25 protein-coding genes are annotated in these 26,939 nt (G+C 50.9%); 13 read left to right on the top strand and 12 right to left on the bottom strand.

Features of this window, described 5'->3' with window-relative positions; translation table 11 throughout:
* Positions 1-113: 113 nt before the first annotated feature.
* Positions 114-1,679: a glycoside hydrolase family 28 protein gene (locus EL633_RS17995; RefSeq protein ID WP_126628511.1), complete on the bottom strand. Its 1,566-nt coding sequence runs from the start codon at positions 1,677-1,679 to the stop codon at positions 114-116.
* A gap of 365 nt (positions 1,680-2,044) precedes the next feature.
* On the opposite strand from EL633_RS17995, the gene EL633_RS17990 reads away from it, so the two are divergent.
* Positions 2,045-2,656, top strand: a complete 612-nt coding sequence (locus EL633_RS17990; RefSeq protein ID WP_126628510.1) for a Tm-1-like ATP-binding domain-containing protein — start codon at positions 2,045-2,047, stop codon at positions 2,654-2,656.
* A gap of 201 nt (positions 2,657-2,857) precedes the next feature.
* Here the strand turns inward: EL633_RS17990 and EL633_RS17985 are convergent, their stop codons facing one another.
* Together EL633_RS17985 and EL633_RS17980 are read right to left on the bottom strand one after the other, a co-directional pair.
* Positions 2,858-3,472 carry an HD domain-containing protein gene (locus EL633_RS17985; protein ID WP_126628509.1) on the bottom strand — a complete coding sequence of 205 codons (615 nt, stop codon included), beginning with the start codon at positions 3,470-3,472 and terminating at the stop codon, positions 2,858-2,860.
* A gap of 41 nt (positions 3,473-3,513) precedes the next feature.
* The gene (locus EL633_RS17980; protein ID WP_246039163.1) at positions 3,514-4,761 is read right to left on the bottom strand and encodes a phospholipase D-like domain-containing protein; all 1,248 of its coding nucleotides are present in this window, start codon (positions 4,759-4,761) and stop codon (positions 3,514-3,516) included.
* A 324-nt stretch (positions 4,762-5,085) separates the two neighbouring features.
* On the opposite strand from EL633_RS17980, the gene EL633_RS17975 reads away from it, so the two are divergent.
* Positions 5,086-7,284, top strand: coding sequence for a serine/threonine-protein kinase (locus EL633_RS17975; protein WP_126628507.1), 2,199 nt, complete (start codon positions 5,086-5,088; stop codon positions 7,282-7,284).
* A gap of 669 nt (positions 7,285-7,953) precedes the next feature.
* Here the strand turns inward: EL633_RS17975 and EL633_RS17970 are convergent.
* A complete protein-coding gene (locus tag EL633_RS17970; RefSeq protein ID WP_126628506.1) occupies positions 7,954-9,441 on the bottom strand; it encodes a serine/threonine protein kinase in 1,488 nt (495 codons plus the stop codon).
* 841 nt (positions 9,442-10,282) lie between these two features.
* Here EL633_RS17970 and EL633_RS17965 point away from each other — a divergent pair.
* A complete protein-coding gene (locus EL633_RS17965; protein WP_126628505.1) occupies positions 10,283-11,347 on the top strand; it encodes a LacI family DNA-binding transcriptional regulator in 1,065 nt (354 codons plus the stop codon).
* Between the two features lie 95 nt (positions 11,348-11,442).
* A complete protein-coding gene (locus EL633_RS17960) occupies positions 11,443-11,631 on the top strand; it encodes a hypothetical protein (RefSeq protein WP_126628504.1) in 189 nt (62 codons plus the stop codon).
* 24 nt (positions 11,632-11,655) lie between these two features.
* On the opposite strand, the gene EL633_RS17955 is transcribed toward EL633_RS17960, so the two are convergent.
* The 4 genes from EL633_RS17955 to EL633_RS17940 form a co-directional block, all read right to left on the bottom strand.
* The gene (locus EL633_RS17955; protein ID WP_126628503.1) at positions 11,656-12,834 is read right to left on the bottom strand and encodes an AI-2E family transporter; all 1,179 of its coding nucleotides are present in this window, start codon (positions 12,832-12,834) and stop codon (positions 11,656-11,658) included.
* A 106-nt stretch (positions 12,835-12,940) separates the two neighbouring features.
* Entirely contained in the window at positions 12,941-13,546 is a 606-nt protein-coding gene (locus tag EL633_RS17950; RefSeq protein ID WP_126628502.1) for a response regulator transcription factor, read from the bottom strand.
* Positions 13,543-14,781: a sensor histidine kinase gene (locus EL633_RS17945; RefSeq protein WP_126628501.1), complete on the bottom strand. Its 1,239-nt coding sequence runs from the start codon at positions 14,779-14,781 to the stop codon at positions 13,543-13,545. The genes EL633_RS17950 and EL633_RS17945 overlap by 4 nt, the downstream gene beginning before the upstream one ends.
* 52 nt (positions 14,782-14,833) lie before the next feature.
* The gene (locus EL633_RS17940; RefSeq protein ID WP_126628500.1) at positions 14,834-15,514 is read right to left on the bottom strand and encodes a hypothetical protein; all 681 of its coding nucleotides are present in this window, start codon (positions 15,512-15,514) and stop codon (positions 14,834-14,836) included.
* Positions 15,515-15,802: 288 nt separating this feature from the next.
* On the opposite strand from EL633_RS17940, the gene ltaE reads away from it, so the two are divergent.
* Positions 15,803-16,873 (top strand): low-specificity L-threonine aldolase, encoded by a 1,071-nt coding sequence (ltaE, locus tag EL633_RS17935; protein ID WP_126628499.1) that lies wholly within the window; start codon positions 15,803-15,805, stop codon positions 16,871-16,873.
* Between the two features lie 60 nt (positions 16,874-16,933).
* Complete coding sequence (locus EL633_RS17930; RefSeq protein WP_161982220.1) at positions 16,934-17,254, top strand: hypothetical protein; 321 nt, start codon at positions 16,934-16,936, stop codon at positions 17,252-17,254.
* Positions 17,255-17,512: 258 nt separating this feature from the next.
* Here the strand turns inward: EL633_RS17930 and EL633_RS17925 are convergent, their stop codons facing one another.
* Positions 17,513-17,854, bottom strand: coding sequence for a gamma-butyrobetaine hydroxylase family protein (locus EL633_RS17925; protein ID WP_126628497.1), 342 nt, complete (start codon positions 17,852-17,854; stop codon positions 17,513-17,515).
* 266 nt (positions 17,855-18,120) lie between these two features.
* On the opposite strand from EL633_RS17925, the gene EL633_RS17920 reads away from it, so the two are divergent.
* The 6 genes from EL633_RS17920 to EL633_RS17895 all read left to right on the top strand — a co-directional run bounded on the left by EL633_RS17920 (position 18,121) and on the right by EL633_RS17895 (position 24,296).
* Positions 18,121-18,870: a pentapeptide repeat-containing protein gene (locus EL633_RS17920; RefSeq protein ID WP_126628496.1), complete on the top strand. Its 750-nt coding sequence runs from the start codon at positions 18,121-18,123 to the stop codon at positions 18,868-18,870.
* 138 nt (positions 18,871-19,008) lie between these two features.
* A complete protein-coding gene (fabG, locus tag EL633_RS17915) occupies positions 19,009-19,776 on the top strand; it encodes a 3-oxoacyl-[acyl-carrier-protein] reductase (protein WP_126628495.1) in 768 nt (255 codons plus the stop codon).
* 109 nt (positions 19,777-19,885) lie between these two features.
* Positions 19,886-20,755 carry a class I SAM-dependent methyltransferase gene (locus tag EL633_RS17910; protein ID WP_126628494.1) on the top strand — a complete coding sequence of 290 codons (870 nt, stop codon included), beginning with the start codon at positions 19,886-19,888 and terminating at the stop codon, positions 20,753-20,755.
* Between the two features lie 408 nt (positions 20,756-21,163).
* Positions 21,164-22,192, top strand: a complete 1,029-nt coding sequence (locus EL633_RS17905; protein ID WP_126628493.1) for an SDR family NAD(P)-dependent oxidoreductase — start codon at positions 21,164-21,166, stop codon at positions 22,190-22,192.
* 201 nt (positions 22,193-22,393) lie between these two features.
* A complete protein-coding gene (locus EL633_RS17900) occupies positions 22,394-23,383 on the top strand; it encodes a hypothetical protein (RefSeq protein ID WP_126628492.1) in 990 nt (329 codons plus the stop codon).
* A 202-nt stretch (positions 23,384-23,585) separates the two neighbouring features.
* Entirely contained in the window at positions 23,586-24,296 is a 711-nt protein-coding gene (locus EL633_RS17895; RefSeq protein WP_126628491.1) for a hypothetical protein, read from the top strand.
* 57 nt (positions 24,297-24,353) lie between these two features.
* Here EL633_RS17895 and EL633_RS17890 read toward each other — a convergent pair whose 3' ends face one another.
* Complete coding sequence (locus EL633_RS17890; protein ID WP_126628490.1) at positions 24,354-24,956, bottom strand: ATP-dependent Clp protease proteolytic subunit; 603 nt, start codon at positions 24,954-24,956, stop codon at positions 24,354-24,356.
* Between the two features lie 28 nt (positions 24,957-24,984).
* Complete coding sequence (locus tag EL633_RS17885) at positions 24,985-25,269, bottom strand: hypothetical protein (RefSeq protein WP_126628489.1); 285 nt, start codon at positions 25,267-25,269, stop codon at positions 24,985-24,987.
* A gap of 260 nt (positions 25,270-25,529) precedes the next feature.
* On the opposite strand from EL633_RS17885, the gene EL633_RS17880 reads away from it, so the two are divergent.
* Positions 25,530-25,928 carry a helix-turn-helix domain-containing protein gene (locus EL633_RS17880; protein ID WP_161982219.1) on the top strand — a complete coding sequence of 133 codons (399 nt, stop codon included), beginning with the start codon at positions 25,530-25,532 and terminating at the stop codon, positions 25,926-25,928.
* 57 nt (positions 25,929-25,985) lie between these two features.
* Here the strand turns inward: EL633_RS17880 and EL633_RS17875 are convergent, their stop codons facing one another.
* Positions 25,986-26,828: a phosphatase PAP2 family protein gene (locus tag EL633_RS17875; protein ID WP_161982218.1), complete on the bottom strand. Its 843-nt coding sequence runs from the start codon at positions 26,826-26,828 to the stop codon at positions 25,986-25,988.
* Between the last annotated feature and the right edge of the window lie 111 nt (positions 26,829-26,939).

Here is a 26,939-nt window from a genome sequence, read left to right as displayed (position 1 = left end):
ATCCCCACACTTTCCACAAAAGGAAGGGTAGGTCGCTGGGATGCCTGTCCCCACACCTTCAACAAAGGGGGTGGGCCACTGGGACCCAACCCTCTTTTCGCACGCAATGGGAGCTATGGGGTAAAGATTATGTTGGCGTTTGAGCTTTTGATCATGGCGGCGGATAGGTTGTCTTTGAGTTGTCCGGCAATATCGAGGTGTTTGAAGGTGACGTTAACGATATGGTCGTCCATACCCTGGATGACTGAGGGATTATTGCTGGCCTCATAGGCGGTAAAGTTGGAGATCTCGACGTTCTTGATCAGTCCGATGCCTGAGCGGTTGGTGATGGCGATGTCGATCAGGCGTTGCTTGGAGTTACCTCCGACGCTTTCGGACCAGTTGTTGCTATAGGTGATGTTTTCCATGGTGTTGCCGTCGGCCATATAGAGGGCGATCACGCGATCGGCGTGCACGACGTTGTTGTGGGAAAACGTGATATCGGAGAGCGTATCTTTGGTCTCGGTACCAACTTTCAAGGCGGACTTTTTGGTGTAGCAAACGGCGTTTTGGATCAGGATATGTTGGGTCGGTCGGATCATGTGGAAGGCGCCACTGGTCTTGATGGCGAAGCAGTCATCAGTGGTATAGATGAAGGCTCCATCGATGGTTACGTTACGCGAACCATCGGGATCGATGCCGTCATTATTGGTGTTATCGGCATCATTCAGGAGTTTCAGGTCATTGATCTTCACCCCATCTGAAGCCACCAGATGCACTGTCCAGGATCCTGAGTCACGCAGGATCAGGTCCTGTAGCACGATATCTTTGGCATTGATGGTGCGAATAATCTTGACGCGTCCTTCTGAGCCACCTGACCGACGTAGCTCCATGCCGCGCAGATCTATGGTGCCACGACCATAGAGTTTGACATTCTGGACATCCCGGAAGAGTAGGAAATGATCATGGGTATCTTGCGCTTTGCCACTCCCTGAGAGGAGCGCGCCACTGGACAGGTAGAGGGACACATTGCTTTTCATGGTCAGGGTGCCGGTAATATATTTGCCTTTGGGAAAGTAGACAATACCTTGCGTTTTGGCTGCTTCGTCGATAGCCTGCTGGATCTGCTCGGTCTGTAGCTTGTTACCGCTGCGATCGGTGGCATACTTCGTGACATCAAGGACATTATGATCACCGATCGCAGGCGCATTCTCCTCAGGCGCATCCGCAAAAATGAACAGCTTCTCACCATTCGCCTGCAGGATAAGTTTGCGCGGCTGGTCGATAGAAAAAGTCAGGGTATTCTGCTTAACGGCAGGATGGATCTGATAACTTTTGGGACTGATGGTGTAGCTGGCCGCGTCTGGAGAGGTAACTGCGATGTTGGCCGTGCCCTGAAAAGCAAAACGAGCATAGTTCACATCTTTATACTTCTCAACAAAAACCTCCTGACCATCCACCATCACTTTAATCGAGCTCCTGACAGCTCCTGGTGTCTGATCATATGGAAAGAGCATATCTTTCTGGGTCTCTTGACGCGGCGTCACGGCAAGCGTACCCGTTGTCTTGGGCGCAACAGTTGGCTTATGCACCTGCGGAGCCAGTAACCGGGGCACATTCAACGCAGCCACTGTCGCCAGCAGACCGGCAATGAAAAGTCCAAGCACAAACAAGGCCAGTTTTTTTCTGGAGTTACCCATCACTATCTATCCTCTTTTCTACTCAAACCACGTTTCCCATGGTTCGAAGGTAATAGATGAAGTCATCTCACAATGCGCATAGCTATCCGCTGGCCACTCTGCCTCCTGGAGACAAGCAATGATGTGAATGATTTCATGGCTGTAGGATTTATGTTGTCAAGATAGATAATCGGGTCATCGTGGCAATTCCTGCTATGATCATATACATGATCATCTATTTAGAGAAAAGCTACCCCAAATCAAGCGATACTATGCGGACTGACATAATGTGCTGTATACTTATTACATTCCAGGGATATGTCAAACACTTACTGGTCTGTTCTTTGTTGGTAACAAGGTGTGATACAAAGTAAGGAAGTGCGCAAATGACGACTGTTGTATTACTTGGGACGTTAGATACCAGAGGACCTGAGTATGCGTATGTGCGTGAGCGCGTTGTGGCGCAGAGTTGTCGTGTCCTGCTAGTCGATGCTGGCATCAAAGGTGAGCCCACGATCCACCCTGATATCTCACGTGAAGTAGTGGCTCGTGCAGCCCATATTGATATTTCCCAACTCGCTACGGTTGATCAAAATGCCGCGATCGCGCTGATGGCAAAGGGAGTAACCAGAACCATTGTAGAACTCTTCGCCCGTGGTCGTCTCCACGGCATCCTGGCCCTGGGTGGAGGTGGAGGATCACGGCTCGCCACCGCCGCCATGCGTTGCCTACCACTGGGTGTCCCCAAAATGCTTGTCTCACCATTAGGATCTGGAGATATACGACCCTATGTTGGAAGCATGGATATCTCGGTCATGTATTCAGTCGTAGAGATGCACGGGCTCAATCCTGTCAGCGAACGCATCCTATCTAATGCCGCCGCCTGCATCGCGGCGATGGCTCAGGCCTATAACGCCTTCGAACTCTCCCCACGCGCGCGTCTCCATCCCTATCTGTCCTATCCCGCTCCCGACATAACACCGGCCACGTCTCACTAATGGACTGACCCCCTTCATGTGATACGCTCTTCGCCCGCTACGCGGGCGGGAGGGGAGGAGGTTTCGGGGGCACAGACCCCAATCCCCCAGGCAAGGGGCTCGCCACCCCTTGCATCCCCGCTTTGCACATGAGCCAGGTCAGAGCAGCAGGCCCTTGCAAACCAATAGTATTATCTGGTTAGCAAGGGCTTATTGGATAGGCTAGCTGTCAGCATCAAGCTCGGTAAGGGTCTGGTGAATTTCGATGAGCAGGTAGTCGATGGCGGTCAGGAGTGGCTGGGCTGGTTGATCCTGGCGCAGAACCGTGAGTCGCTCACGGGCTGTCTGGACGAAGGTATGGTAGAACCAGAGCTTGTCGGCTTTGCCACGTGTAAAAGCAGCGTAGGCGGCCTCGCCCTCAATGTAGACCTGCTTACGAAGGTCACGAGCATTTTGTAGTTTGTCGGCGCACTTGATGAGCAGAGCCTCCATTGATGCCACCTTAACCTGCTGGAGATACCCTTCTTTACGCTCACGCCAGGGCGCTTTCGTCGCTCCTCCGGTTCCTGGCTCGGTACATTCCTCAACCAGCGCCAGCACATCAGGACCGAGTTGGTTCAGGATCAATTCCCGCGTGGCCGCACCCTGATCCTCAATAGCATCATGGAGGAGGGCCGCAGCCACCGCCACCTCTGAGGCTCCATTGGATTGGACAATGCCAGCAACCTCCATCAGATGCCCCAGATATGGTGTATTGGGAACAAGCGAGGCTTTACGCGTCTGCGTGGCGTGCAATTGGGCCGCCAGCGCAAAAGCACGGGTCAGTAGAGTTTCCATATGGCATCCTTTCCGTACGACTTCAGAATATCTTCAGGTTTTCAGAATAAGGGGCGGAACGTGGAGAGGAGATATTCTGCAATTTTCCAGTAGAATGGGCGATGCTCCCATTGGGCGAGGGTTAGCTCGTAGGCCTGGGATGAATCGTATTCAAAAATCTTTTCCATCTGCTGAGCGACTGCAGGACTATAAAATTCAATATTGAGCTCAAAATTGCCAACCATGCTCAAACGATCCAGATTGGCGGTTCCAACGGTCGACCAGACACGATCCGCGGTCGCGGTCTTTGCATGTATCATAGCATCCGAGTACAGCAATAGGCGAATGCCACCCTTGAGACATTGGGTATAAAAGCCGTGCGAGAGCCAGTCGGCAATGATGTGATTGGACTTGGCAGGAACCAACACGCGGACATCGACCCCACGATGAGCAGCCTTCAAGAGTGAATGCAGGATCGCACGATCAGGAATAAAGTAGGCATTGGTCAGGTAAAAACTTTTCTGCGCCCGATCAATGGTCTCCAAATACATCGAGCGAATCGGAAACATCAGTAGCGTCGGATCATTACGCTGTACAACCAGGTCGGCATTCCAGTCCCGTTTCGCCAGATCGGGGAGTTCCGGCTGGCGTCTCTTTTTATGTTCATTCCAAAAATCAATAAAGGTATTTTCGATCTCCAGCGTCCCCGGACCCTTGATGCGGGCATGCGTGTCACGCCATTTGCGCGCATAGAGGGCACCGATATTATAGCCACCAATATACCCGATATGATCATCGATAACCAGCACTTTACGGTGATCGCGCGCATACGTCTTGAGCGTAAAAGGACGAAAGGGAAACGAGATAAACGGATAGCGCAGGACGTGGATGGTGGGATCAAATTGAAAGAGACTGGATGAGACAACCAGATTGGCGAACTGGTCATAGATAATATAGACGTCAACCCCGCGCCGTGCAGCCTGTACCAGGGCATCCTTAAACTTGTTGCCGACCACATCATCCTTCCAGATAAAGGTCTCAAAAAAGATACGCGTCTGAGCCTGCTTGATGTCTGCCAGCATGGCCTGATAGAGATCGCTGCCGTACGTATAGAGTTGTACCTCACTATCATCCACCGCTACAGGAGGCTCATTACGCAGGCTTAAGAAATGTCCTTGCGAGCGACCATGCTTGCGCACACTATCGACCAGCACCAGCACAATACTCACAATTGTGGGTGGAACAAACAGGGCAGCCAGCAACCAGCGCAATAGCCGACTCACCGGTATCCAGGACAATCTAGCGCGCATAACAGATCCTCTCTCCATCTCCAACACACCACTGGCTCAGCACCAATACTCCTATACAGATAGTATTCGACATGCCAGCCTGATTGTCACCCCTCAAAGGAATGATCTTTGCCCATACACACCGCTCAATTGTGGATTTTTTACTATCTCCATGGTTTATAATAGAAGGCAATCTATTGTCAATTTTGCCTTGCTTTAAAGATGGGTCGTAAGCCCTATCTGGTGACTCACAACGCAAAACTTGACGTTCGTGCGCTATTTCTTTAGAATTGAGCAAGCAAGGTAAGCATGCGATTAGATCACGCATAATATAAAGGAGCAAGGATGGCGGATCGCATTGGGCAGCGACTAGGAAACTATACAATAAAACAACTCCTGGGCCAGGGCGGCTTTGCCGAAGTGTACCTCGGCGAGCATCTCTACCTGAAGTCACTGGCTGCCATTAAGATACTTCAGACGAGGCTGTCTGGTTCTGATGATACAGATAGTTTCTTGACAGAGGCACAGACCATTGCGCGGTTATCACACCCGAATATTGTGCGTGTAATGGATTTTGGTATTGATGGTGAGACGCCATATCTGGTGATGGATTATGCACCCAATGGGACGTTGCGGCAACGCCACGCACGTGGGAATCCGCTACCGCTGGCAACGATCCTTCCCTATGTGCAGCAGGTCGCGGATGCATTGCAGTATGCCCATGATGAGCATATTATTCACCGCGATATCAAGCCAGAGAATATGCTGCTGGGCAAGCGCAACGAGGTACTATTGAGCGACTTCGGCATCGCGCTGGTGGCCCAGAGCTCACGCTATCAAGGGACGCAGGATGTGATTGGAACGGTGGCTTATATGTCACCTGAACAGATCCAAGGTAAGCCTCGACCGGCTAGCGACCAGTATTCACTAGCGATTGTCGTCTACGAGTGGCTGACGGGCAATCGTCCATTTCATGGTTCATTTACGGAGATGTGTACACAGCATATGTTTGCCGCGCCACCACCGATCCGTGAGAAACTGCCCAATATCGCTCCCGAGGTCGAACAGGCCGTGATGCGGGCAATGGACAAGGATCCCAAGAAACGCTTTGAGCATATCAAGGATTTTGCTGCGGCCCTGCAACAGGCTGGCCAATCCTATCAAACAGAGTTGATGCCGCCAACCACCTCAAGTGCAGGCTACGGCACGGTCGCGATGCAAAGCAACACAACCAATCCTGTTCAGACCAACAATCAACCAGGCATGACACCACCAATAACGGCGGCGCCATATACAGCCATGCAGTCTCAGCCGTTTGGTCAGCCTGGCGGCAATGCCACAAATAATTCCAGGCAGACGCAGCAGGAGCAGAGATCGGCACAGGCTGGCATATCACAGCCGCAACAGCCAAACTTGCTGAATCAGACAAACCAACCTGCCAATACGGCGTATTCATCGACAACAGTAGCCCAGACTGGTTTTAATGTTGGTAGCAATCCAAATAATGCTCCCTACCAGCAGTCTCAGCAGCCCAATCAAACGCCAAATGCAGGCGGCCAGTTTGGTCCGCAAAAGATGATTCTACCGGGTCAGCCACCCCAACCCGGCTATCCCAATGGTCCACAGCAACAGCGACCGCCGGGACAGCAGTTTGGAGGCCCTCAGGGTCAGCGACCTCCACAACAGCACTATCCAAATATGGGACATGCACCGGTACAACCACCCTATCAGCAGCGACCGCAACAGTTTGGGAGTCCTCAACAGCAACAGGGGCAGCAATTCGGCGGTCCTCAGCAGGGGCAGGGATATCAACACCCCAACCGGCCCTCTCAGTTTGAACAACAGAGGCCGGCTCCGAGGCCAGCTCCGCCACCTCGTCAATATGAGGACTATGATGATCCACCGGAGCGGCCACAGTCGCGTGCGCGGGTCGCGGACGAGCCACGCGCCGCCCGTTCACGTAGCGCGCCAGAGCCACAGGAATCGCTGGCCGAGTGGTTGGGACCACTGAATAGTTTGAAATGGCCAATTATCGCCACGGTCGTGGGTATTATCCTTTTCTGCTTTTTGCATAATTTCCGGCCAATCATCTATTACCGTGCCATCCCAATGGTCCTGGTCCTTCCACTGTTCTTTGGGGCAGCCTTTGGTCCAATAGTTGGCATACTCGTCGGTGTTGGTGGAGCGCTGGTCGCCGATTTTATGTATCGTGGTAATGACAGCCTGGTCAACGCACTCACCCATACCGCAAGCTTCGCACCACTGCATAACTGGTGGTTCCCACTAGCCTTTTATGGCTTTGCCGGACTGCTCACAGGACTCTCTATGCTGCGTCCAAGAAAGTTTCCAAGTATTGGCTCATCGATTCGTGCCAGCCTGCTAGCAGTGATTGCCATGGCCGCCGCACTCGGCTATATCCTGTACAGTGCTAAAGCGCTGCGACTCTTTCCCGAACTCGGCATAATTATTCTGGCCAACATCATCGTCAGCCTGATCATCCTGCTCATCTACAGCATCATGGGACGCCTGATCGATCCAGCCTAAACGCACCCGACATGGTTGGTAGTAATGAATGCCAACCATGTCAACAAAGCGTCCACCCCCAGCGAGCCGCTCCCCAGGCGTAACGGCAGGGCTTGTCCCTGCGACCTGTACCACGTACGACCAGGAACAAGTCCGAGGGTGAACACACTTCGCTGCGCCGCCTCAACACGACCACGTGCCTAAGAGACATTTATTACGTAAAACGGTAGAAGAGGAATGCCTCCGACTCCAATCGAGTGGTGTCATGTACGTCGGATGGCGCCATAAGCGGGCCGAGCGTACGTGGAGTGGGCGCCACACGCAAGGCCGCACTGCTGGGTTTTCGTGGGCCAACGTGTATGAACGACGCGCAGTGCTGTGGCGCCTACACAAATCGTGGTTGGGGGTACCGGGCGGAACAGGGACATACGATATGTTAGATCTGGTCCCATCCCGATCCAAACCAGATCGCGAACCATGCTTCGTGTGTTTACACGTTGCTGAGCAAACATGCTTGAAGAAACATGATTGGTGTAGGCGCCACAGGCATATATGCTTTTCTACATGTTTCGCCTTCGAAAAAAGCTATATGTCGGCCTTGCGTGTGGCGCCCACTCCACGTACGCTCCGCTGGCTTCTCACGTCTTCCACTCGATGCACAATGCGTTGCTTTTTCCACCGTTGTCGAAGCTACGGTTGGTTGTTTTTATTGGTGGATCTTGCGCGCTGGTGGGCTACGGCTTGCTGCCAGGCGGGCATGGATCGCGGCTCGGCTGGAGTTTGCGCCACGCTATCTGCTTTTTTACCGGTGGCTGGCTTACGAGCAACGGCTGGCTTCTTCTCCGCTGCTGGTTTAGTACGCACGGCTTTCGGCTTTGATGCGGCGGTCGCTGCTCCCTCCTGTGTCTTTGGCTTTTTGACGGCGGGTTTCTTAGCGGTCGTAGTCTTTGGAGTGGTGGCCTTTTTACGTGGCACGGCAGCCTTGGGTGCATCCTTTTCGGTCGTCCGGGCACGTGAGACTTTTGGCCTGGCGGTTGAAGATGCGGCGGCGCTGGCAGTCCTGGGTTTGGTCGGACGAGTTGGAGCGGCCTTTGCAGTACTCGCACTGGTGCGACTACGCGCTGGTCGGACGGCCTTTTCGCCTATGGCGGGCTTTTTTGTCGTTGTTGCACGGCGCTTGCGTGGAGCGGGCAAATCGACCTCAGCCACGGTTGCCTCGCTGTGCATTGAGATCGTGTCCTCATAGAAGATATTCTCATCCTGCTTCCCAGCTTTGCCAGGAGCATGCAGGACCAGACGTGGACCACGCTGCTGCACCAGCGCGGCCGTTGGCCACTCGGCACCAGAGACACCCGTTGTTTGGACAGGATCGATGGCAGCCACAAACGTCGCCACATCGGGATAACGATCCTGATACTCTTTATCTAATGCTCGCAATAGAGCTTGCTCTATATGGAGAGGAAGATCGGGCCGCAGTTGCGTAGGAGGAACCGGTGGCTCATGGAGATGCTGTTGCTGTAAGGACTTTACATCGTCTCCCTCAAAGGGACGCCGGCCCGTTAGCATCTCATAGGCCATACATGCCAGCGCATATTGATCGCTCTCACGGCGCACCTTACCATGAAACTGCTCCGGCGCCATATAGGAGGGAGTGCCACCAATATTTTTGCCCTGCGCACTCGTCGATTTCAGGACGCGCGCAATATCAAAATCCGAGATCAACGCCTGATCCTCGGCATTAAATAAAATATTCTCTGGCTTCAAATCACAATGCACAATATTATGATCATGGGCAAACTGTAATCCCTCACCAATCTGACGGATCAGAAAAAGAACTTCATTGATTGGTAGAGGACGGTTACGCTTATGCTGCAAGTAATCACGCAACGAGCCATGTGGTGCAAACTCCTTCACGATATAAGGAGCATTCTCGTACGAACCAAAATCGATCACAGCGAGAATATGGGGATGTTGAAGTTGCTCCAGAATGTGGGCCTCTTGATATAAAATATCATGTTTCGCCTCAGGATCAACAAAGGTTCGATGTAAAATCTTAATCGCGACAATGCGCTGCGACAATGTGGTATGGGATGCCTTATAGACATAGGCATAAGCGCCTTGCGCGATCTCACTTACAATGCGGTAATTACCAATCTCTTGTCCTATCTGGAACACCATAAAAACTCCTCGCTACGTTTCTTGCTAAAAAATTCCTCCACATGCCTTAAGCGCTATGAATAGACGCAACTATTATATCACGCCTCGCGCCTGCTGCGCGCGCTTTCCTGAGTGTGTTGCTGCGGCCGCCGCAGCAACACACTACACATGATGACTATTAAATCCGCTTTATTTTAAAAGCGAGTGCGCTGGCGTGGTATCGCGTAGAAACACGATGAGATCAAACCACTGTTTGACTGGACCGGCAGTAGACAAATCTTCTCTACCAAGACCGTATTTCTGATACACGTGATTCCCATTAAACCAGTTGCTAACTGGCCCTGCAGGGGTGGTACGCAGGTCCAGGCTATACAGCGGCTTATTGGCACTGGCGAATACTTCTCTGATTATTGGTTGTTGGCGCTTGTGAACAGGCAGCCAGCATAATGGTAAGACTGAAGAGAAAAGGGAAAAAGTGACAAAGGCTGCGCTTATATGTGATCATTGCTCCTCCTAAGCTTTAAACAACATATAACATTTTCCATAGTTTTATGTGCTAAAAAGAAAAAACGGCAGTCCAGGTGATAAGCAAGCACACCATCGCCTAATACAAGAGACTTCCTTATCATAATATAGCTATTTGTAATTATGTATATAACATAAAGCTATAAACAAGTCAAGATGATGATCAGATGGAAGAGCACAAAAACGCAGGAGAAGTATTTTACGAGGAAAGAAAGCAGCAAATTGACAAGGTGCTGAAACTTTGTTACAGTGGGGATCCAAAACGCAGTTTGTGTGTATCAGGGACCCATGCCTGAAGGCGGGGGCTTGCTTCGGTAAATGGATAGCGAGAAATTAGATGCCAACACAACTTCCTTCGATTGTTGATGTAGCCAAAAAGGCTGGTGTCTCGGTTGCGACGGCCAGCCGGGTGATGAGTAGCTCTACCTATCCAGTCAGTGGAACAGCACGTGAGAAAGTGCTCAGCGCAGCCAGGGAGCTAAAATATGTCCCTAATTCATTGGCACGTAGCCTGAAGATCCAGAGAAGCAAATTGATAGCGGTCCTGGTCGGAGATAATGCCGATCCTTATTTTGCCCAGGTCGCGCGCGGAGTTGAAGAAGTGGCCAATGCACACGGCTACCTGACCATCATGTGCAATACCGGACGTGATCCTATGCGCGAACTTAGCTATCTCCAGACACTGCAGGACTATCGGGCCGATGGAATCATTTTTAGCAGTAGTGGTCTCAGTGAGATTGACTATCCAGAGCAGGTCCAGATCGATGAGCTGGTAGAGAAGATCCAGGAACGTGGGGCCGCGATTGTCACGCTTTCGCCTCATAGCATCAAAGCTCCTTCGATCCAGAGCGATAACATTGGCGGAGCCTACGAACTCACAGCTTACTTAATCTCGCTAGGTCATCGGAGAATCGCCTTCGTGACCGGTCCTGATAAAGTCGCAGTCTCTGAACAGCGCCAGCAAGGTTATACCCGTGCCCTGACCGAGGCGGGCATCCCACTCTCACCCGAACTGATAATCCCCGGAAACTTCACCCAGGCAGGTGGCGAAAGTGCCGCATCAATACTTGTCCAGCTACCGACTGAGCAGCGTCCCAGCGCCGTCTTTGCCTGTAACGACGAGACCGCCTTTGGCCTGATGAACGGCCTGCGCCAGCATGGCTGGCGGCTTCCCGAGGATATCTCGATCTGTGGCTTTGGCGATATCCCGATGGCACGCATGGTCACGCCATCCCTCACAACCGTCAGCATTTCGTTGCGCCAGTTAGGTCAGGCCGGAGCCCAGAAGGTGCTCTCGCTCCTCCAAAACAAGCAGCAGGAACCAGAGCCAACCACCGAAATCCTACCGGCCATGCTCATCAAACGTAATTCCACCATCCCGTATAGCTCTCATGCAAATTAAAAACGTAGTAGTATAAAGAGAGCTATTTTCAAAGCAACCACACATAGATCGGGCTATCTAGATGGTTGCTTTATAGGAAAGGAGTTTTTACAGTAATGCTAGAAGTATACTTCGTGTATGGTTTGATTCCGCTGTTTTTTATTATTCTAGGTATAATCATCTATTCTATGTTAAAGCAAGACAATCAGCCAGCACACCCAACAAAAAAGATTGATGAACAGTCGAAAAAGTCTACTGATAAGATCAACACTGTTCCAGCTGGAACACTGGCTGAACAGGAATAAGTCTTTACCAGAAAAGAACCATGCCTATGTATTAAGATCGCGTGTGGTGCGATCTGGTTCAATTTCCTCTTTGTTGGTTGGAGCTATAGCAACCGCCCCATTGTCATCGGTCAGGGTGAACTGGTCGCGATGCGTATGCCGCCACTCGATCCAGAACGCAATGAGCAGGGCCTGCAGAACACCAGCAATAGGGGAGGCCAGGAGAGCACCCCAGATACCAAAAAGTTCTGAGCCCGCGATCAAAGCCGCAATCGAGACGATCGGATGCAGTCCTACGGCCTCACCAACGATGCGGGGGCCAATGATATCACCTTCCAGTACGTGAACGACAATAAAGTAGATCAGCACAAAAAGAGCAATCAACCAGCCTTGTGTCAGGGCAATCAGGGTACAGATAGCTCCAGAGACCAGGGTTCCCAGGATAGGAATGAATTCCAGGATAAAGGCCAGCACGCCCAACAGGAGCGCATAGGGAACGTGAAAGAGCGCCATGCCAATCCCAACCAGGAGTCCTACCATGACCGCCAGGAGCAACTGACCACGGATATAGCCTCCAACTATTTTCTGCAGTGTATCCACTAAAAAGTTAGCACGCCACTGCTCGGGTAGATTCGAGCGCACCCAGCCTTCAATTCTGGCGCCATCGATCAAGAAGTAAATTGTAAATACCGCCACCACTACCATATCCAACAGGAAATCCAGCACACCGGTAATCAAGGGCAAGGCACTTCCGACTGCCCCCTCCGCACGTGTCACGACCTGCTGTCTCACCTGCACAATCTGGTCCGGTGTAATACCCAGCGAAATCAAGGTCTGTTCCAATGGCGACCTGTTACCATTCTTTGGCGATAACAAGAAATCAAAAAAACGTGAGAGCGAACTAAACTGGTGCAGGGCCGTGATCGCCACAAAATAGAAGATACCACCCAGGATAGCCAGGGATAACAGGCACATCGCGACAATCGCAAAAGGACGAGGAATATATTTTTCCAGCCAGCGTACACCCGGTGCCAGGGCGTAAGCGAGTAGAGCCGCAATCACAATCAACAAAAGCGCCCGTATAATATGTGCGGCGCCCCAGAATACGACCGCCACAACACCTACCCATGCCAGAATCGCCAGCGCGATATCACGTCTGCGCCTCCACTTTAAATCGGTCACCTCGTCACGCGGCAACCTTGGGATGCGACCAATAATAGCCATAAACATTGAGCCTTTCAGATAAACGCTTTACAGATAAAAGAAAATACTATCCCCTATTTAGACGTTGCAGATAGACAAAACGCATAATAAATTCTCTATCCTTTTATTAGAGCCAGCCCTTTTGTTCAGCAATATGTGCGGCTTCAATGCGATTACGAGCCCCCAATTTCTGGATAGCGACGGAGAGATAATTGCGTACGGTACCTTCAGAGAGCGCAAGGGTATTGGCAATAGTAGCGATAGTACTGCCTTTGGTGGCTGCAGCCAGGACGGCTCGCTCGCGCTCTGTCAGTGGATTGTTGCCCTCGCTTAAGGCGCTCAAGGCCAGGGTTGGATCAACGACACGCTCACCATCCATAATACGGCGAATCGCGTTGGCCAGTCGCTCGGCTGGAGCATCTTTGAGCAGGAAGCCAACGACTCCGTTCTCCATTGCCTGACGCAGATAACCGGGGCGCCCAAAAGTAGTGAGAATGAGGATACGACAGGCTGGCAGTTCGGTATGCAGCAGACCCGCCACCGTAATACCATCACTCCCAGGCATCTCAATATCCAATAAGGCAATGTCTGGTCTGGCCGCACGTGCCATGACCAGGACTTCGTCGCCACGGCTCACCTCCGCCACAATTTCGATATCACCTTCAAGGGTCAATAGAGCGGCCAGCGCGCCCCGTACCATCGCCTGATCTTCCGCTATCAATACACGAATCATTCTGAAGGGCTCCTTTCTGCAGAACTGATAGCAAGCGCGCTCGCAGGACGTAACTTGTGGCTATAGGGTAGGGTGATCGTCAGACGAAACAGACCATTAGCCAATAACCCAGACTCACAGGTGCCGGACAGAGCCTCAACGCGCTCAGCGAGTCCACGCAACCCATTACCTCTAGTGGACTGCATCTCCGAGCGGGGAACAACGCCATCATTACTGATGGTGAGCGTCACCGTGTCATTTGCGCGGTGAAGGGCAATCGTACAGTGGTGCGCGCGGCTATGGCGAATAATATTGGTGACCCCCTCACGTACCGCCCAGGCCAGCACACTTTCGATGGTCGTAGGAAACAATATATGGAGTTCAGCATCCAATGGCGGCTGATAGTCGATGCCCGCTGCAAGCAGAAGTTCACTGGCACCATGTAACTCATTTTCCAGAGTAGGCTGGCGATAGTTCGCTACCGCCTCACGCACCTCTTGTAGAGTCGCACGCGCAACCTGCTCGATATCAGCAATCTCACTGATCGCTCGTGCAGGCACCTTATCAACCAGGCGTCTGGCCAGCTCACTTTTCAGCGCAATCAAGGACAAGCTATGTCCGAGTACATCGTGCAGATCGCGGGCGATACGCAGGCGCTCATTCACCACAGCCAGGCGCGCGATCTCTTCACGGGCAATGCGTAGTTCCCGGCTCATTTTGATGGCGCGGATCACGATCATCACGATAAAACAAACGGCCAGTATAAATACAGTCGCCTGCAACAACTCCAACCAGCTAATAGTCACAAAGCGACTGAGCAAAATAATCGAGATCGCCAGCGCAATTGCGCTCCAGATAGCCGGCTTTGTACGCAGACTACCACCGATATAGCTACTGGTAAAAATGAACGGCGACAACCATTTATCAGCCGGACCGGATAGGGCCAGCACAAAGCCAAGTACCACCATACCCACTATCTTCAGCCAGATAGCTCGCTCACCCTCCTCCCGTGGCGCGATCCCAGCCATTATGCACCCTGCTATTTGCCAGGTAGCCCATAGATAGAGAGCAATAAAAAGAGCGGCCACGACAAGTATGATGATAAGCCGAAAAGGAGTTGTCCTATCTGCCTGTAACGTATCCACAATGGGTGGAATGATAAATGGTAACCAGATCACCCATACCAGCCAGATTAAGTAGCGTGATATGGGTGAAGAGGAGATCATGCTCGGGCTCTCTACATCTTTTGTATCCATCTGCTTCCTCTTGCATGATTTTTTGTGCCTGAATGGTTGGAATATGGCTTGCTTACGCTCCTACAGTGACCGACTGGACAGGCTTTACATTGGCAGCAACGGCTCTGGCCGTGGCGATCAAGGTGATCGCAATGGCCAGATACCAGACTTCCTGCACACTCAGTACGATATCGATACTGTTTTGCATGGGTGTAAAGGTACCGATAAAGCCAAGGATGACCAGCGCGACACCCAGGACAAAGGCGATGTAGCTAAAGACACGGTGCACCAGGCGTGTACGGTAGAGAACAATACCAATCGCAATCAGATTCGCTGGTGCGGGCGCAATAACATAAGCGTGCTGGATGGCTTTGATCAGGTTCAGGCTGACTCCCAACGTCGCCATATCGCCACTGACACCACCAGCAATCGCACTGAGGTAGAATGAGACCTCGACAAAACTGATACCCACAATGACTGTAGCGGCAAAGGCGGTTACCAGACCGGCCAACGTACGCGTAGCACCAGCCAACTGCAGCAGACCCAGCATAAAAATGACCTCTAGTAAAGATCCAATCCCCTGTAACCATGCCCCAGCTTCAATCAACACCTGATGTTCTTTCCCCCAGACAACAATCTGAGCGATGCTTGCACCGGCGGGCGGGGCTGGATTAATAGAGAAAGAGGCCATTAAAGCTACAACTCCCAGGATACCACAGATAGCGACCATAATGCGATATAAACGTGATGACATTTCTTTTTTCTCCTTTAAAAGTAGATAAAACGAAAATTTCATTGTTGGAAGTACGGCTCTTGTTGTGTGCCTGCACGTTCTTCGTTGTTTCTAGTGTAGTCCGAAGCAGAGCCGTTTTGTAGTGAAGGGCATCATAAACCTGGCATGACAAATGTCATATATTTGCAGCAGCATGCACACCATGGGAGTTACCACCTTGCGAGCCAGCAGAAATTCAAGCCATTGTAAATATGGGCTATACTAGCAGGAGTATGATAAATCACTTCTTTACATTGAAAGGCTAAAAATATGTATATTGATCTGCGTAGTGATACAGTAACCCATCCAACTCCTGCTATGCGTAAGGCGATGTATGAGGCCGAAGTTGGCGATGATGTGTATGGGGAGGATCCTACGATTAATCGTTTGCAGGAACTGGCCGCTAAGCTGACGGGTAAGGAGGCAGCTCTGTTCGTGCCAACCGGGACGATGGGGAATGCTATTGCGCAGTTGACGCATGCGGGCCGTGGGCAGGCGGTGATCGTTGGGGATCAATCGCATATTTATCATTATGAGGCCGGTGGTGCCTCCACGCTTGGTGGCTCACCAATGTATGTCGTGCCGACACATCCAGACGGCATGTTGGATATGGATGCCTTACGGGGCGCCATCGCCGATGAGAGCGATGAGCATACGGCTGCCACGGCATTGATCTGTCTGGAAAATAGCCATAATCGCTGCGGAGGAACCGTATTAAGCCAGGAGCAGGTCGCAGCGATCGCGACGCTGGCCCATACCAATGGCATAGCGGTCCACATGGATGGAGCACGCATCTTTAATGCCGCCACCGCCCTGGGGATTCCTGTGCGCGACCTGGTACGCGATGTCGACTCGGTCATGTTCTGCTTATCAAAAGGCCTGAGCGCCCCTGTAGGCTCAATGCTGGTCGGCTCCCGCGAGTTTATACGCCGCGCACGCCGGACCCGTAAATTGCTCGGTGGTGGCATGCGTCAGGCTGGAGTCCTGGCTGCCGCCGGCATCGTCGCCCTTGAAGAAATGGTTGAGCGCCTCGCCGAAGATCACGAGAACTGTGAACGCCTCGCCTATGGACTGGCCGACCTGCCCATGGTCTCAATCCAGACCGATCAGGTCGTCACCAACATCCTGCTCTTCTCACTCCACAACGCCGATGGACAGGAATATAACACCAATCAGATCGCCCTCTTCCTCAATAAGGCCCGCGAACATGGAGTTCTATTAGGACCCATGGGCGAAAAAAATATCCGTGCCGTCACCCATCACGGCATTGAAGCAGAACATATCGATCAAGCTCTCGCTGGTATCCAGGCAGCCCTACAAGAAATAGCACACCTGGAGTAACCAGCTTTTAAATATGCTGCGCAACCAGCTTTTGCTATACTGCGCAAACCAGCTTTTGCTATGCTGCGCAAACCAGCTTTTGCTATGCTGCGCAAACCAGCTTTTGCTATGCTGCGCAAACCAGCTTTTGCTATGCTGCGCAAACCAGCTTTTGCTATGCTGCGCAAACCAGCTTTTGCTATGCTGCGCAAACCAGCTTTTGCTATGCTGCGCAAACCAGCAAATATGTTACAAAATCGTGCGCATTGCGCACGATTTTGTAACATATTTAAAAAAAGCATGGGCACTTTAGTGCCCGCGTGTGGCAGGGCTATACGCTCCCCAATAAGGGCAAAAATCCAGCACAGCGCTAAAAACTCTAATGAGAAAGCGCATTCGTAGCAAAAAACGCCAGGACAAGAATACCACTCACAACAAGCGCAAATACAATACGCAAGAGCACCCGCGATGCCCTCGGACCAATACGTTTTGAGATAGGGGGCCGCCCATTCATGCCCATTTTTTATCCTCCATCGCCTTTGGTAGCCTACTGCTAAAGATAGGGCGCATTACAAAAAATATGCCTTACTGTTCCTATCATATTATTCTTTTCCACTACCTAAGACGAGGGGGATATTGAATCCTAACAGTTACTGTTTTCTATGATCTTTTCTTCCTACACTCATCGCAATCACACATCGCACGCAATTTTTCGTACGTATAAATGCCCGTCTTATGACCATCTTCCCAGACCGGGGTTAGTCCATAGCGGCCAACCGGCTCGATATTAATCAACGTTGTCTCTTCACGACTCAGGCTCTTCTTGCTGGCCAGTACACCTGGAACGCCACCTTCACCAGCACACCAGGCACAGGGACAGGCCCAGCGCAAGCGCTCCCAATCGTGTTTACTCTCGTGCTCGTCAGTCCACGATAAGTAGAGTACCCGGTTCTCCTCATCGAGAAAAAATGAAGTCGGCGAAACATTGCTATATTGTGACATAGAGGCTCCTCTTAAACCATTTCTATTCGTGGTGTAATAATTTTTTTTGATGCAATGCTATTATAGTGCTTTCACGCTACATAGGTCTATAAAAGAAAACAGTGTCAACAAGCTTATATCATCCCGAGGACCCAGACACAGCACACAAAAACCCCTTGTATACAAAATAACATGAAATATACTACGGTCTATCGGTAATATCTTCGTTACTCTCTCAGCGTAGCGACGTTTTAGCAAATAGAAACCATTGGGGGAAAGTGATGAAGATGACGGATATTATCTTAATTATTAGCGTGACTGTTACCTGCATGCTAGTGCTCTGGATAGCATTAACAGCAACACGGCAACAAAAGCAAGGTATTGAAAAACTCTATAGTCAGTTACAGGGCTGGATAAAAGCTCAAGAGGTGCGTAGGAAACGTTGGGAGGAGCAACAAGAGAAAGATCGGGCTATGATGGAGGCTCGGTTGATGGCGCATATTGAACATCTACAACTTGAAGAGCGCCGCCGCAAGCTCCAGGAGACGGATCGGGCAATCTATGAGCTTTCACATCTACCACGCATCGAAGATACACCACTACCAACAAAAATTCACATTGCCGATCCTGTGAATGCGATGCCACAAATGCCCCGCAGTTTCCACGGAGCGAATCTAGCGGGCTTTGATCTCTCATATCGCTACTTACGCTATGCGGATCTGCGTAACGCCAATCTGGCCCAGGCCAATCTCTTTATGGCCGATCTCACAGGAGCCTGCTTACGCGGCGCCAAGCTGAACCGGGCCGACCTATCAGCCGCGAACTTTATGCATGCCGACCTGACCGATGCAGATCTTAGCGAAACCAATACCCTGGTCACCGACTTTTACGATGCTATTCTGGTTGGAGCCAACCTGCGCAATACACGCAACCTGACCAATGAACAGATCCGGGGAGCCATCGTTGACCGCACAACCGAGCTAGACAAAAAAATTGATATCACGCTTCCCCGCATTCCACGGATCGCCCTCCATTAAAATTAGCGGTGGAGATCTACATACTATACGCGCATTATAAATGCATCCTTTGAATCAGGAGAGGATGCTAGCGTGCTATGCTATACTACAAAAAGCGCTGTAGCCATACATTCTATTTCTATTGAAGGAACAAAATATATGTCACAAGAACATCCTCTTCCACTGGCAGGAAAGGCTGCTTTGATCACGGGCAGCAGTCAAGGTATTGGCCGGGCTATTGCTTATCGCCTGGCCCAATCAGGAGCAGATATCGTGATCAACTATCGCAGTAATGCCGCCGCGGCTGAAGAGGCAAAAGCAAGTATCGAGGCGCTGGGCCGGCGCTGTATCGCGGTCCAGGCAGATGTCAGCAAGGAAGAAGACGTCACCCGACTCTTCGCGGAAGCGACAAAAGCTTTTGGTCCGGTGGCAATCCTGGTGAATAACGCTGGTACGACCCGCGACAAATTGATTATTCAGATGTCGCTGGCCGATTTTGAACACGTGATGGATACCAATCTACGAGCAGCCTTTCTCTGCACAAAAGCCGCGCTACGCGGGATGATGAAGGCCCGCTGGGGACGCATAGTCAATATCGCCTCAGTTGCCGGCCTGATGGGTCCTGCTGGCCAGGCCAACTATGGCGCATCGAAGGCCGCAATTATTTCTTTGACATTGAGCACGGCCCGCGAAATGGCGAGCCGCAATATTACCTCCAACGCACTGGCCCCCGGCTTCATTCCAACTGAACTCACATCAGTCGTCAATGAACAACAACGCCAATATATGCTGGATAATACGCCACTTAACCGCTTTGGTACTACCGAAGAAGTTGCTGCCGCCGCCGCATTCTTATGCTCACCGGAAGCAGGCTATATCACAGGTCAGGTTCTCGCAGTGGACGGTGGAATGTCAATACATATGTAGTTTGCATGCCAGCACGCCGAATTATAAGAAACAAAGTTAGTGAAACAAGTTGGCGTTGAAAACCATCTAACTTTTTAACAAGAATTTGTTAAGGAGGGCTTATTATATTATGGGTCTTATTGAAACTGATGAAACGAATCTTTATACTTTTGAGCCATTTGCGGCTCATGAATTTTATACAGAGGTAAACCGGGCGCTGGTCAAGCAGACGCTGGCCCATCTGAAACCAGCGGCGGACAACGCCACGCTCACTATTGTAGATATGGCCTGCGGAACCGGTGCGGTAACACGTCTTATCGCCGAAGAACTGGTCCGACAGGGTCGTACTGACAATATTAAACTGGTTGGTGTGGATCCTTCGGCCGAAGCTTTGCGCCGTGCCGAAAAGGGAATGGAAGAGTCAGGCCTGCCTATTACTGCGACCTTCCTGCAAGGTGAGGCTGAAGATCTGCCAAAGATCGTACAGAATGTTGATGCTGCCTTCTTCTGTAACGCCATCCACCTGGTACCAGACAAACTGGCCGCCTTCCAGCAGGTCTCCTCTATCCTGGCACCCGGAGGTATTTTCGGCTGTAATAGTGCCTTCTATGAAGGAACGTATGTTCCTGGTACCGAGCGCTTCTATCGCTTATGGACACGACGAGCAGTTGGCTGGCTGAAAAAAGAGCATCCGGAGGCCCATCTGTCCCGCGAGGCTAAGGCGATGGCGATGCAGTGGCTCACCAAGGATCAGTATATTCAGGATTTGCAGCAGAGCGGCTTTGAGAAGGTTGAGACGCAGCAGACTGATGCGATCATTTCGCTGGACGGCTGGCGCGATCTGGGTCAGTACTGGCTCTTTATTGAGGGTGCTTTGCCGGGGATTCCGCTGGCGCTTGGTGCTCAGGCGTTGGATGTGGCTGTTTATCAGGCTGGTGAGGAGATGGGGCTTAAAGAGGTGCCGCGCACGTGGCTGCAGATGGTGGCTATTAAGAACTAATTCTGTTTTTTCTTTGGGCGCACTCGGGCACTAAAGTGCCCGGCATTTTAAAAAATAGGGAGTGTTGTGGAACAGGCTGCGCACCGCGCAGCCTGTTCCACAACACTCCCTATTTTTGGGGATTTGGGATGCCTGACAACACTCCCTACTTTTTGGGGATTTGGGATGCCTGACAACACTCCCTACTTTTTGGAGCAGAGTTAACTAAAGTGCATAATATTTTTGGAGCAGAGTTAACTAAAGTGCATAATATTTTTGGAGCAGGGTTAACTAAAGGACGTAATATTTTTGGATCGGGGTTAACTAAAGTGCCTAAAATAGTGGATTGACCGTGTACATAGTAGTTCATTCATTTCTGTAACGATAGTATGCGTGAAGATTGAGAATAGAGGGGAACTACAAATACTTATGAATATGTTCCAAAAAAACTGGAAGGTGCTGGCGGTTGTGGTGGGGGCAGGCGTGGCTCGTGAGTTTTTGCAGCGACGTCATCTGATTGATTTACATGGGAAGGTGGTGTTGGTGACTGGTGGTTCGCGCGGGTTGGGATTGGCGATCGCTGAGGAGTTTGCTCACGAGGGTGCTAGACTGGTTCTGTGTGCACGCGATGGACAAGAATTGGATCAGGCACGCAAACAGATCGCGAGTCTGGGGGCGGAGGTTTTTACGGTTACCTGCGATGTGTCGAATCCACAGGAAGTAGAGAGGACGATAGAGCAGGCGACGGCCCAGTTTGGGGGTATCGATGTGCTGGTCAATAATGCCGGTATTATCAGTGCCGGTCCCTGGCAGACGTTGACGCGCGAGGATTTTAAGAACTCGATGGATACGATGTTCTGGGGTACATATAATATGACGATGGCGGTCCTACCTCAGATGCGCGCACGCCAGAGCGGACGCATTGTGAATATCGCTTCGGTCGGTGGTCGCGTCAGTGTGCCGCACCTGCTGGCGTATTCCAGTGCCAAATTCGCCATCGTTGGCTTCTCTGAAGGACTGCAAGCTGAACTGGCACAGGATGGTGTACGCGTCACGACGGTTATTCCTGGTTTGATGCGCACCGGCTCACAGGTCAATACAGTTATGAAAGGTGAGAGCCATGAAACAGAATATACGCTCTTCACCTTGTTGGATACACTGCCACCATTCTCTACCAGCGCCAGGCATGCGGCCAAAAAGATCGTGCAAGCGACCCGCAAAGGCAGCCGAGAAATCATTATTACTCTGCCCGCCCAGATCCTGGCTCGCCTTAATGGAGCTTTTCCCGAGCTCGTCTCCGGCATTATGAGCATCTCTACACGCTTCCTTCCCAAAGGAGACGGGAAAGGCAATACAGCCTATACCGGTCGCGAAAGCGAAAACATCATCACTCGGTCTTTTCTCACAGGATTGGGTCAACAAGCCTCACGCGACTACAACGAAAATCCCAATGACTAGTAGTCTTGTAGTGTGAGGTGGCAGGAAATTGTCGGCTGAGCCGACAATTTCCTGCCACCTCACACTACAATTTTTTGCTTTTACCCTTGCAAATCCCTGCTCTAAGCATCAATGGCACAAGTTGACGTTATGAGCATTAGCTGATATGATGATGAATACTGGGGTGCTTTACATAGCAATTTCAGCGATAGGGTAAAAAATATGCAAGAAGCACGTACATGGCGCGAATTATTAGGAATAATTATCAAGGATAATAAAGAAAAACAACATTTAATAGAAACGTTAAAGATTACTCCTATTACACTCACCCGCTGGATCAATGGCGAATCGGATCCACGCCCACAAAATCTGCGACAATTACTGAATGCCTTACCACCAAAGTATCAAGAACTGATGCGCAAGTTAATCAAAGAGGAACAGGGATTTGGAGACTTTACCCCTCCAATCCTGGAGCCGATGATTACAACTATTCCGTCAGAATTTTATTCCCGAGTCCTGGCAGCCCATGCCTCAACCACAGAGAATCTGCGCTTCTGGTCTACCTGCAACCTTATCTTACAACAGGCCCTGGGCCATTTAGATCCGGAACGGCGCGGCATGTCTATCTGGGTGGTGCGCTGCATGCCTCCATCTGGACCCTATTATAAGGTGCGCAGTCTACGTGAGAGTGTCGGAATAGGTACACCCCCCTGGGGCAACAATCTCGAACAAAATGCCATGTTTCTCGGAGCTGAATCCCTGGCCGGCAACGTGGTCACGCTCTGTCGACCAGGCATTATCCAGAATCTAGAGATCGAGCACAATCTGATGCCAGCAACGCACGTTGAACATGAGAAAAGCGCGGCAATTTACCCTATCCTTAATGCTGGACGCGTCGGTGGGGTACTGCTGGTCTCAAGCGCAGAAATCAACTATTTTCTGCCATCTGCACGCGTCAATCTGGTTAAAGGGTATGCCGATCTGGTAGCACTGGCCTTTGAGGCAAAGGATTTCTATCCTCCAGAAGATATTGCCCTATCAGTCATGCCGCCACACGCTCAACAGAAACCCTATTTTACCAGGTTCCGGCAGATGGTCTCTGAAACTATTCTACAGGCGGCCGCCCAACAACAGGTTCTAAGTAATCTGCAGGCCGACCTGCTGGTCTGGCAAAAATTGGAAGAAGCTCTGTTAGAGCTTTCCATCAGATGAGTATGTGAATTGTATCCAAAAGCACCAATTCAGTATTCTTAGCTCTGTATTTTCCTGAAATGTTCTTGCTAGCTATTGAAAGAAGGAAAAAGCCACGAAATCGACCAGTTTCTTCGAAGAGTTCGAACAACACATTGATCCACGCTGGACCCAACGCTGTGTAGGCACAGGTACATTAGGAATTGAGGATTCTGCGCTACAAATGCAGCTGGCAGAGACGGCGGACGGTGCCTATGCGGATGCACAGATCGATGACTATGGACAGCTAGCACGCTCGCAATTCCCCTGGCGTCCACCGTTGCGGATGGAGGTACGAGCACGCTCATCGGCGCCTGCGGCCAATGCGGAGACAACGGCTCAGGACCTGAGTGTGTTGCGCGGGACGGCCGGCTTCGGTTTCTGGAATTATCCTTTCTCAGTGCGGGGCGATATCCTGATGTTACCAGAGGCGGTCTGGTTTTTCTATGCCTCGCCCCCCTCAAATATGGCCCTGGTTCCAGGTATACCCGGCTGGGGTTGGAAGGCCCAGGTTGTCCATAGCATGCGTCCCGGCGCCTTATTAGCAACCCTACCAACGGCGCTCGCGACAGGGTGGGGACGCTTAAGTCGAGATACAGCGCCAGCAGCCCGCTGGTTACAAAGATTGAGCGGCACCCGGGAAGCGCTTCTGGACGTTGATATGACCGGCTGGCATACTTATACTCTTGAATGGTATCCCAAAGTCGCCCGCTTCTGGGTCGATGGTATCCATGTCCTGACCGCGCCCAATCCACCCACACGCGCACTCGGCTTTGTCGCCTGGTTGGATAACCAGTATGCGGTCGCAACTCCACAGGGCTCACTGCGCTTCGGGGCCATCGCCACACCTGAACAATGGTTCGCCATTGATAGCATCAATATCAACACCAACTAAAAAAAGGTTCGCCCTGGCGAGAGGCGAACCTGAACTTATAGGACCAATGTACAGACACTATTCTTTGTCTGACAAAGGCAAAACTTCATCGATAAGGCCATACTCGACAGCTTCCTGAGCGCTCAAGAAAAAGTCACGCTCAGTATCCTTGCGAATGCGCTCCAGGCTCTGTCCGGTATGTTTATGGATAATACCATTGATCACATCCCGGGTGTAGAGGATCTCACGAGCATGGATATCGATGTCTGTGGCCTGTCCACCAATACCACCCTGGATCAGAGGCTGGTGCATATGAATGCGAGCATTGGGCAGTGAACGGCGGCGACCTTTGTCACCAGCCAACAAGAGGATGGTACCAAAGCTGGCCGCATAGCCAACACAGGTCGTAGCAATCGGACAAGGCAACGAACGCATCGTATCGTAAATGGCCAGTCCTGCCGAGATGACACCGCCAGGTGAACTGATATATAGATTGATCTCGCGCTCCGAGCTTTCAGAGGCCAGGAACAATAACTGGGCCACAATCAGGTTGGCCATCGTATCCTCAACCGGACCATTGACCATAATGATGCGCTCCTTGAGCAAGCGCGAATAAATGTCATAGGCACGTTCACCACGACCAGTATTCTCTAACACGGTTGGTACTAATAAACTGGACATATCTTTAAGCTCCTTTCAAGCCAATAGGTTATGCATGAATGTTTTGACGTGTAAAGTAATAGTAGACACGAGACCCATTGCCAGTCGCACGCTCATCAACCACACTCACCAGAATCCAGCCCTCGCTTCCCAGAGCATTCAATTGCTCCGCATCGGGCAATGCATCCTCTCTGGTATTGATGGTCAGCAGATGGTATTCCCATTGCACCTGCTTGACAGGAGGCTGCTCATAGATGGTAGGAATTGGTAAGGATGAACGGACTTCAGGACCAGATAACATAGGTGAACGTCCAACAGATGGTGTAAAAAACATAGAATGGTCCTTTCTCTTCTTTAGCAATCAACTAAGCTTTTTCATAGCTCACGAGTAGCGTACATGTCACATCTCGCGACACTTCTTGCTACACCTTGAATATAGCAGGCTCATAGCCTATACTGATAGGGTATATCTATGCTGTTAGCATAGGTCGAATTCTGAGCAATGCTCTAAGCATAGGTCGAGACAAAATCTTTGTGGTGGTCATATGCTTTAATATAAAGAAGTATATTTATAAGAAAATGAGGGTGAAAACTATGGCGGACCTACAAGAAACAATCGGACGTGTTGTACGCCAGGAACGGCAATACCGCAGCCTGACGATCAAAGAACTGGGAGAAAAAGCCGGACTGTCAGAAATTTATGTCGGCGAAATTGAGCGTGGCCAAAAGTATCCGTCCGCCAAAGTGCTGGAAAGTCTGGCCCAGGCACTGGGACTGGATCTAGCGGAATTACTGGAACTGATGGCAGAAGAGATCAGAAAGGATCGCGAGCCAGAATACACCCGTGTCATCGGCTTCACCATTCCTACCACACCCAACCAGCCACGCCGTACAGTGGTCAAGCGTATCGTCAATCTGCTCGACGAAGGAGAGATCGAGAGCGTCGCCAACTTCAGCGCCTTCCTGCTCTCTAAACATCTAACCCCACAATAGCAACAGGACAGAAAAAAGCGCGGCCGCAATCGAGCCGCGCTTTTTTCTGTCCTGTTGCTATTGAACTTGCAAGGTAGCTTTTTTGTTATCGACAGGATGCCCCTCTTTAGCCGCTCGGCGTTTGGCAAGCATACTGGTGACCCAACGATAAAGGAAAATGAAAAAGAAGAGATAGACAGCCCCTTCCAGATACCCTCCAAGCACGTCAGTAAACCAGTGATCACCTTCGAGGATGCGCGAATAGCCAATGACTAAGATGTCATAGACAGCATAGATTTGCAGAGGCAGCAGGAACCAGCGATAGCGCCATTCGCGAACCGGTCGCAGAAAGCTTAGGTAAAGCAGAAATCCGTAATAGGCAATATCGTGCTCAGTGTGACCAGATGGATAGGTGGGAAATGGCACAATCGCTCCAGCCACGTGGATGTGATCAGTCTTTGGATTTGGTCGGGGACGGCCAACCAGATCGTCGGCGAGCACATTGAGTCCTGCGGAACTCATCACGGTCACCACCAGGAAAACGACTGATTGCAGCCAGGTCAGCGGCGATTTGCCACGCAGTTTGAAGATCAGAGCCATAACTAACATAAAGGTCAGCCAGGTACCCAGAGCAATCTCAGACGGTAAAGGATCATTGAGAGTGCTAGGAAAGATCAATAAGGCAGTAATGAAGGCCGGCAATTGAAATCCCTGGATCGCATGTGTCATGGTCAAATCAATGGGATAGGGCTTAGGATGGCCATGGACAATGAAACAGGTGATAATAAATACAATAAGTCCAATACACCAGGCAATAAATTGGATGCGATAGCGCCGCATTGCATCCTGGCGATCTTCTCCACCGGCCGTTGTCTGGGCCGTTGGGCGCTGTATTCCTTTAGGATCAGTTGTTGAAGACATTGTTATCCTCATTTTTCTTTTTTAAGATGAATAAATCTATCTGCATAGATTACGTTTTGTTGAACTCATCTGGATACAATGTCAGCCGCAGAAGAGAATATACAGGTATTA

The sequence above is a fragment of the Dictyobacter alpinus genome, assembly GCF_003967575.1.
GTDB classification, from domain to species: domain Bacteria; phylum Chloroflexota; class Ktedonobacteria; order Ktedonobacterales; family Ktedonobacteraceae; genus Dictyobacter; species Dictyobacter alpinus.
The sequence above is the reverse complement of the archived record's forward strand: the minus strand, read 5'-3'. Positions and strand labels throughout refer to the sequence as shown.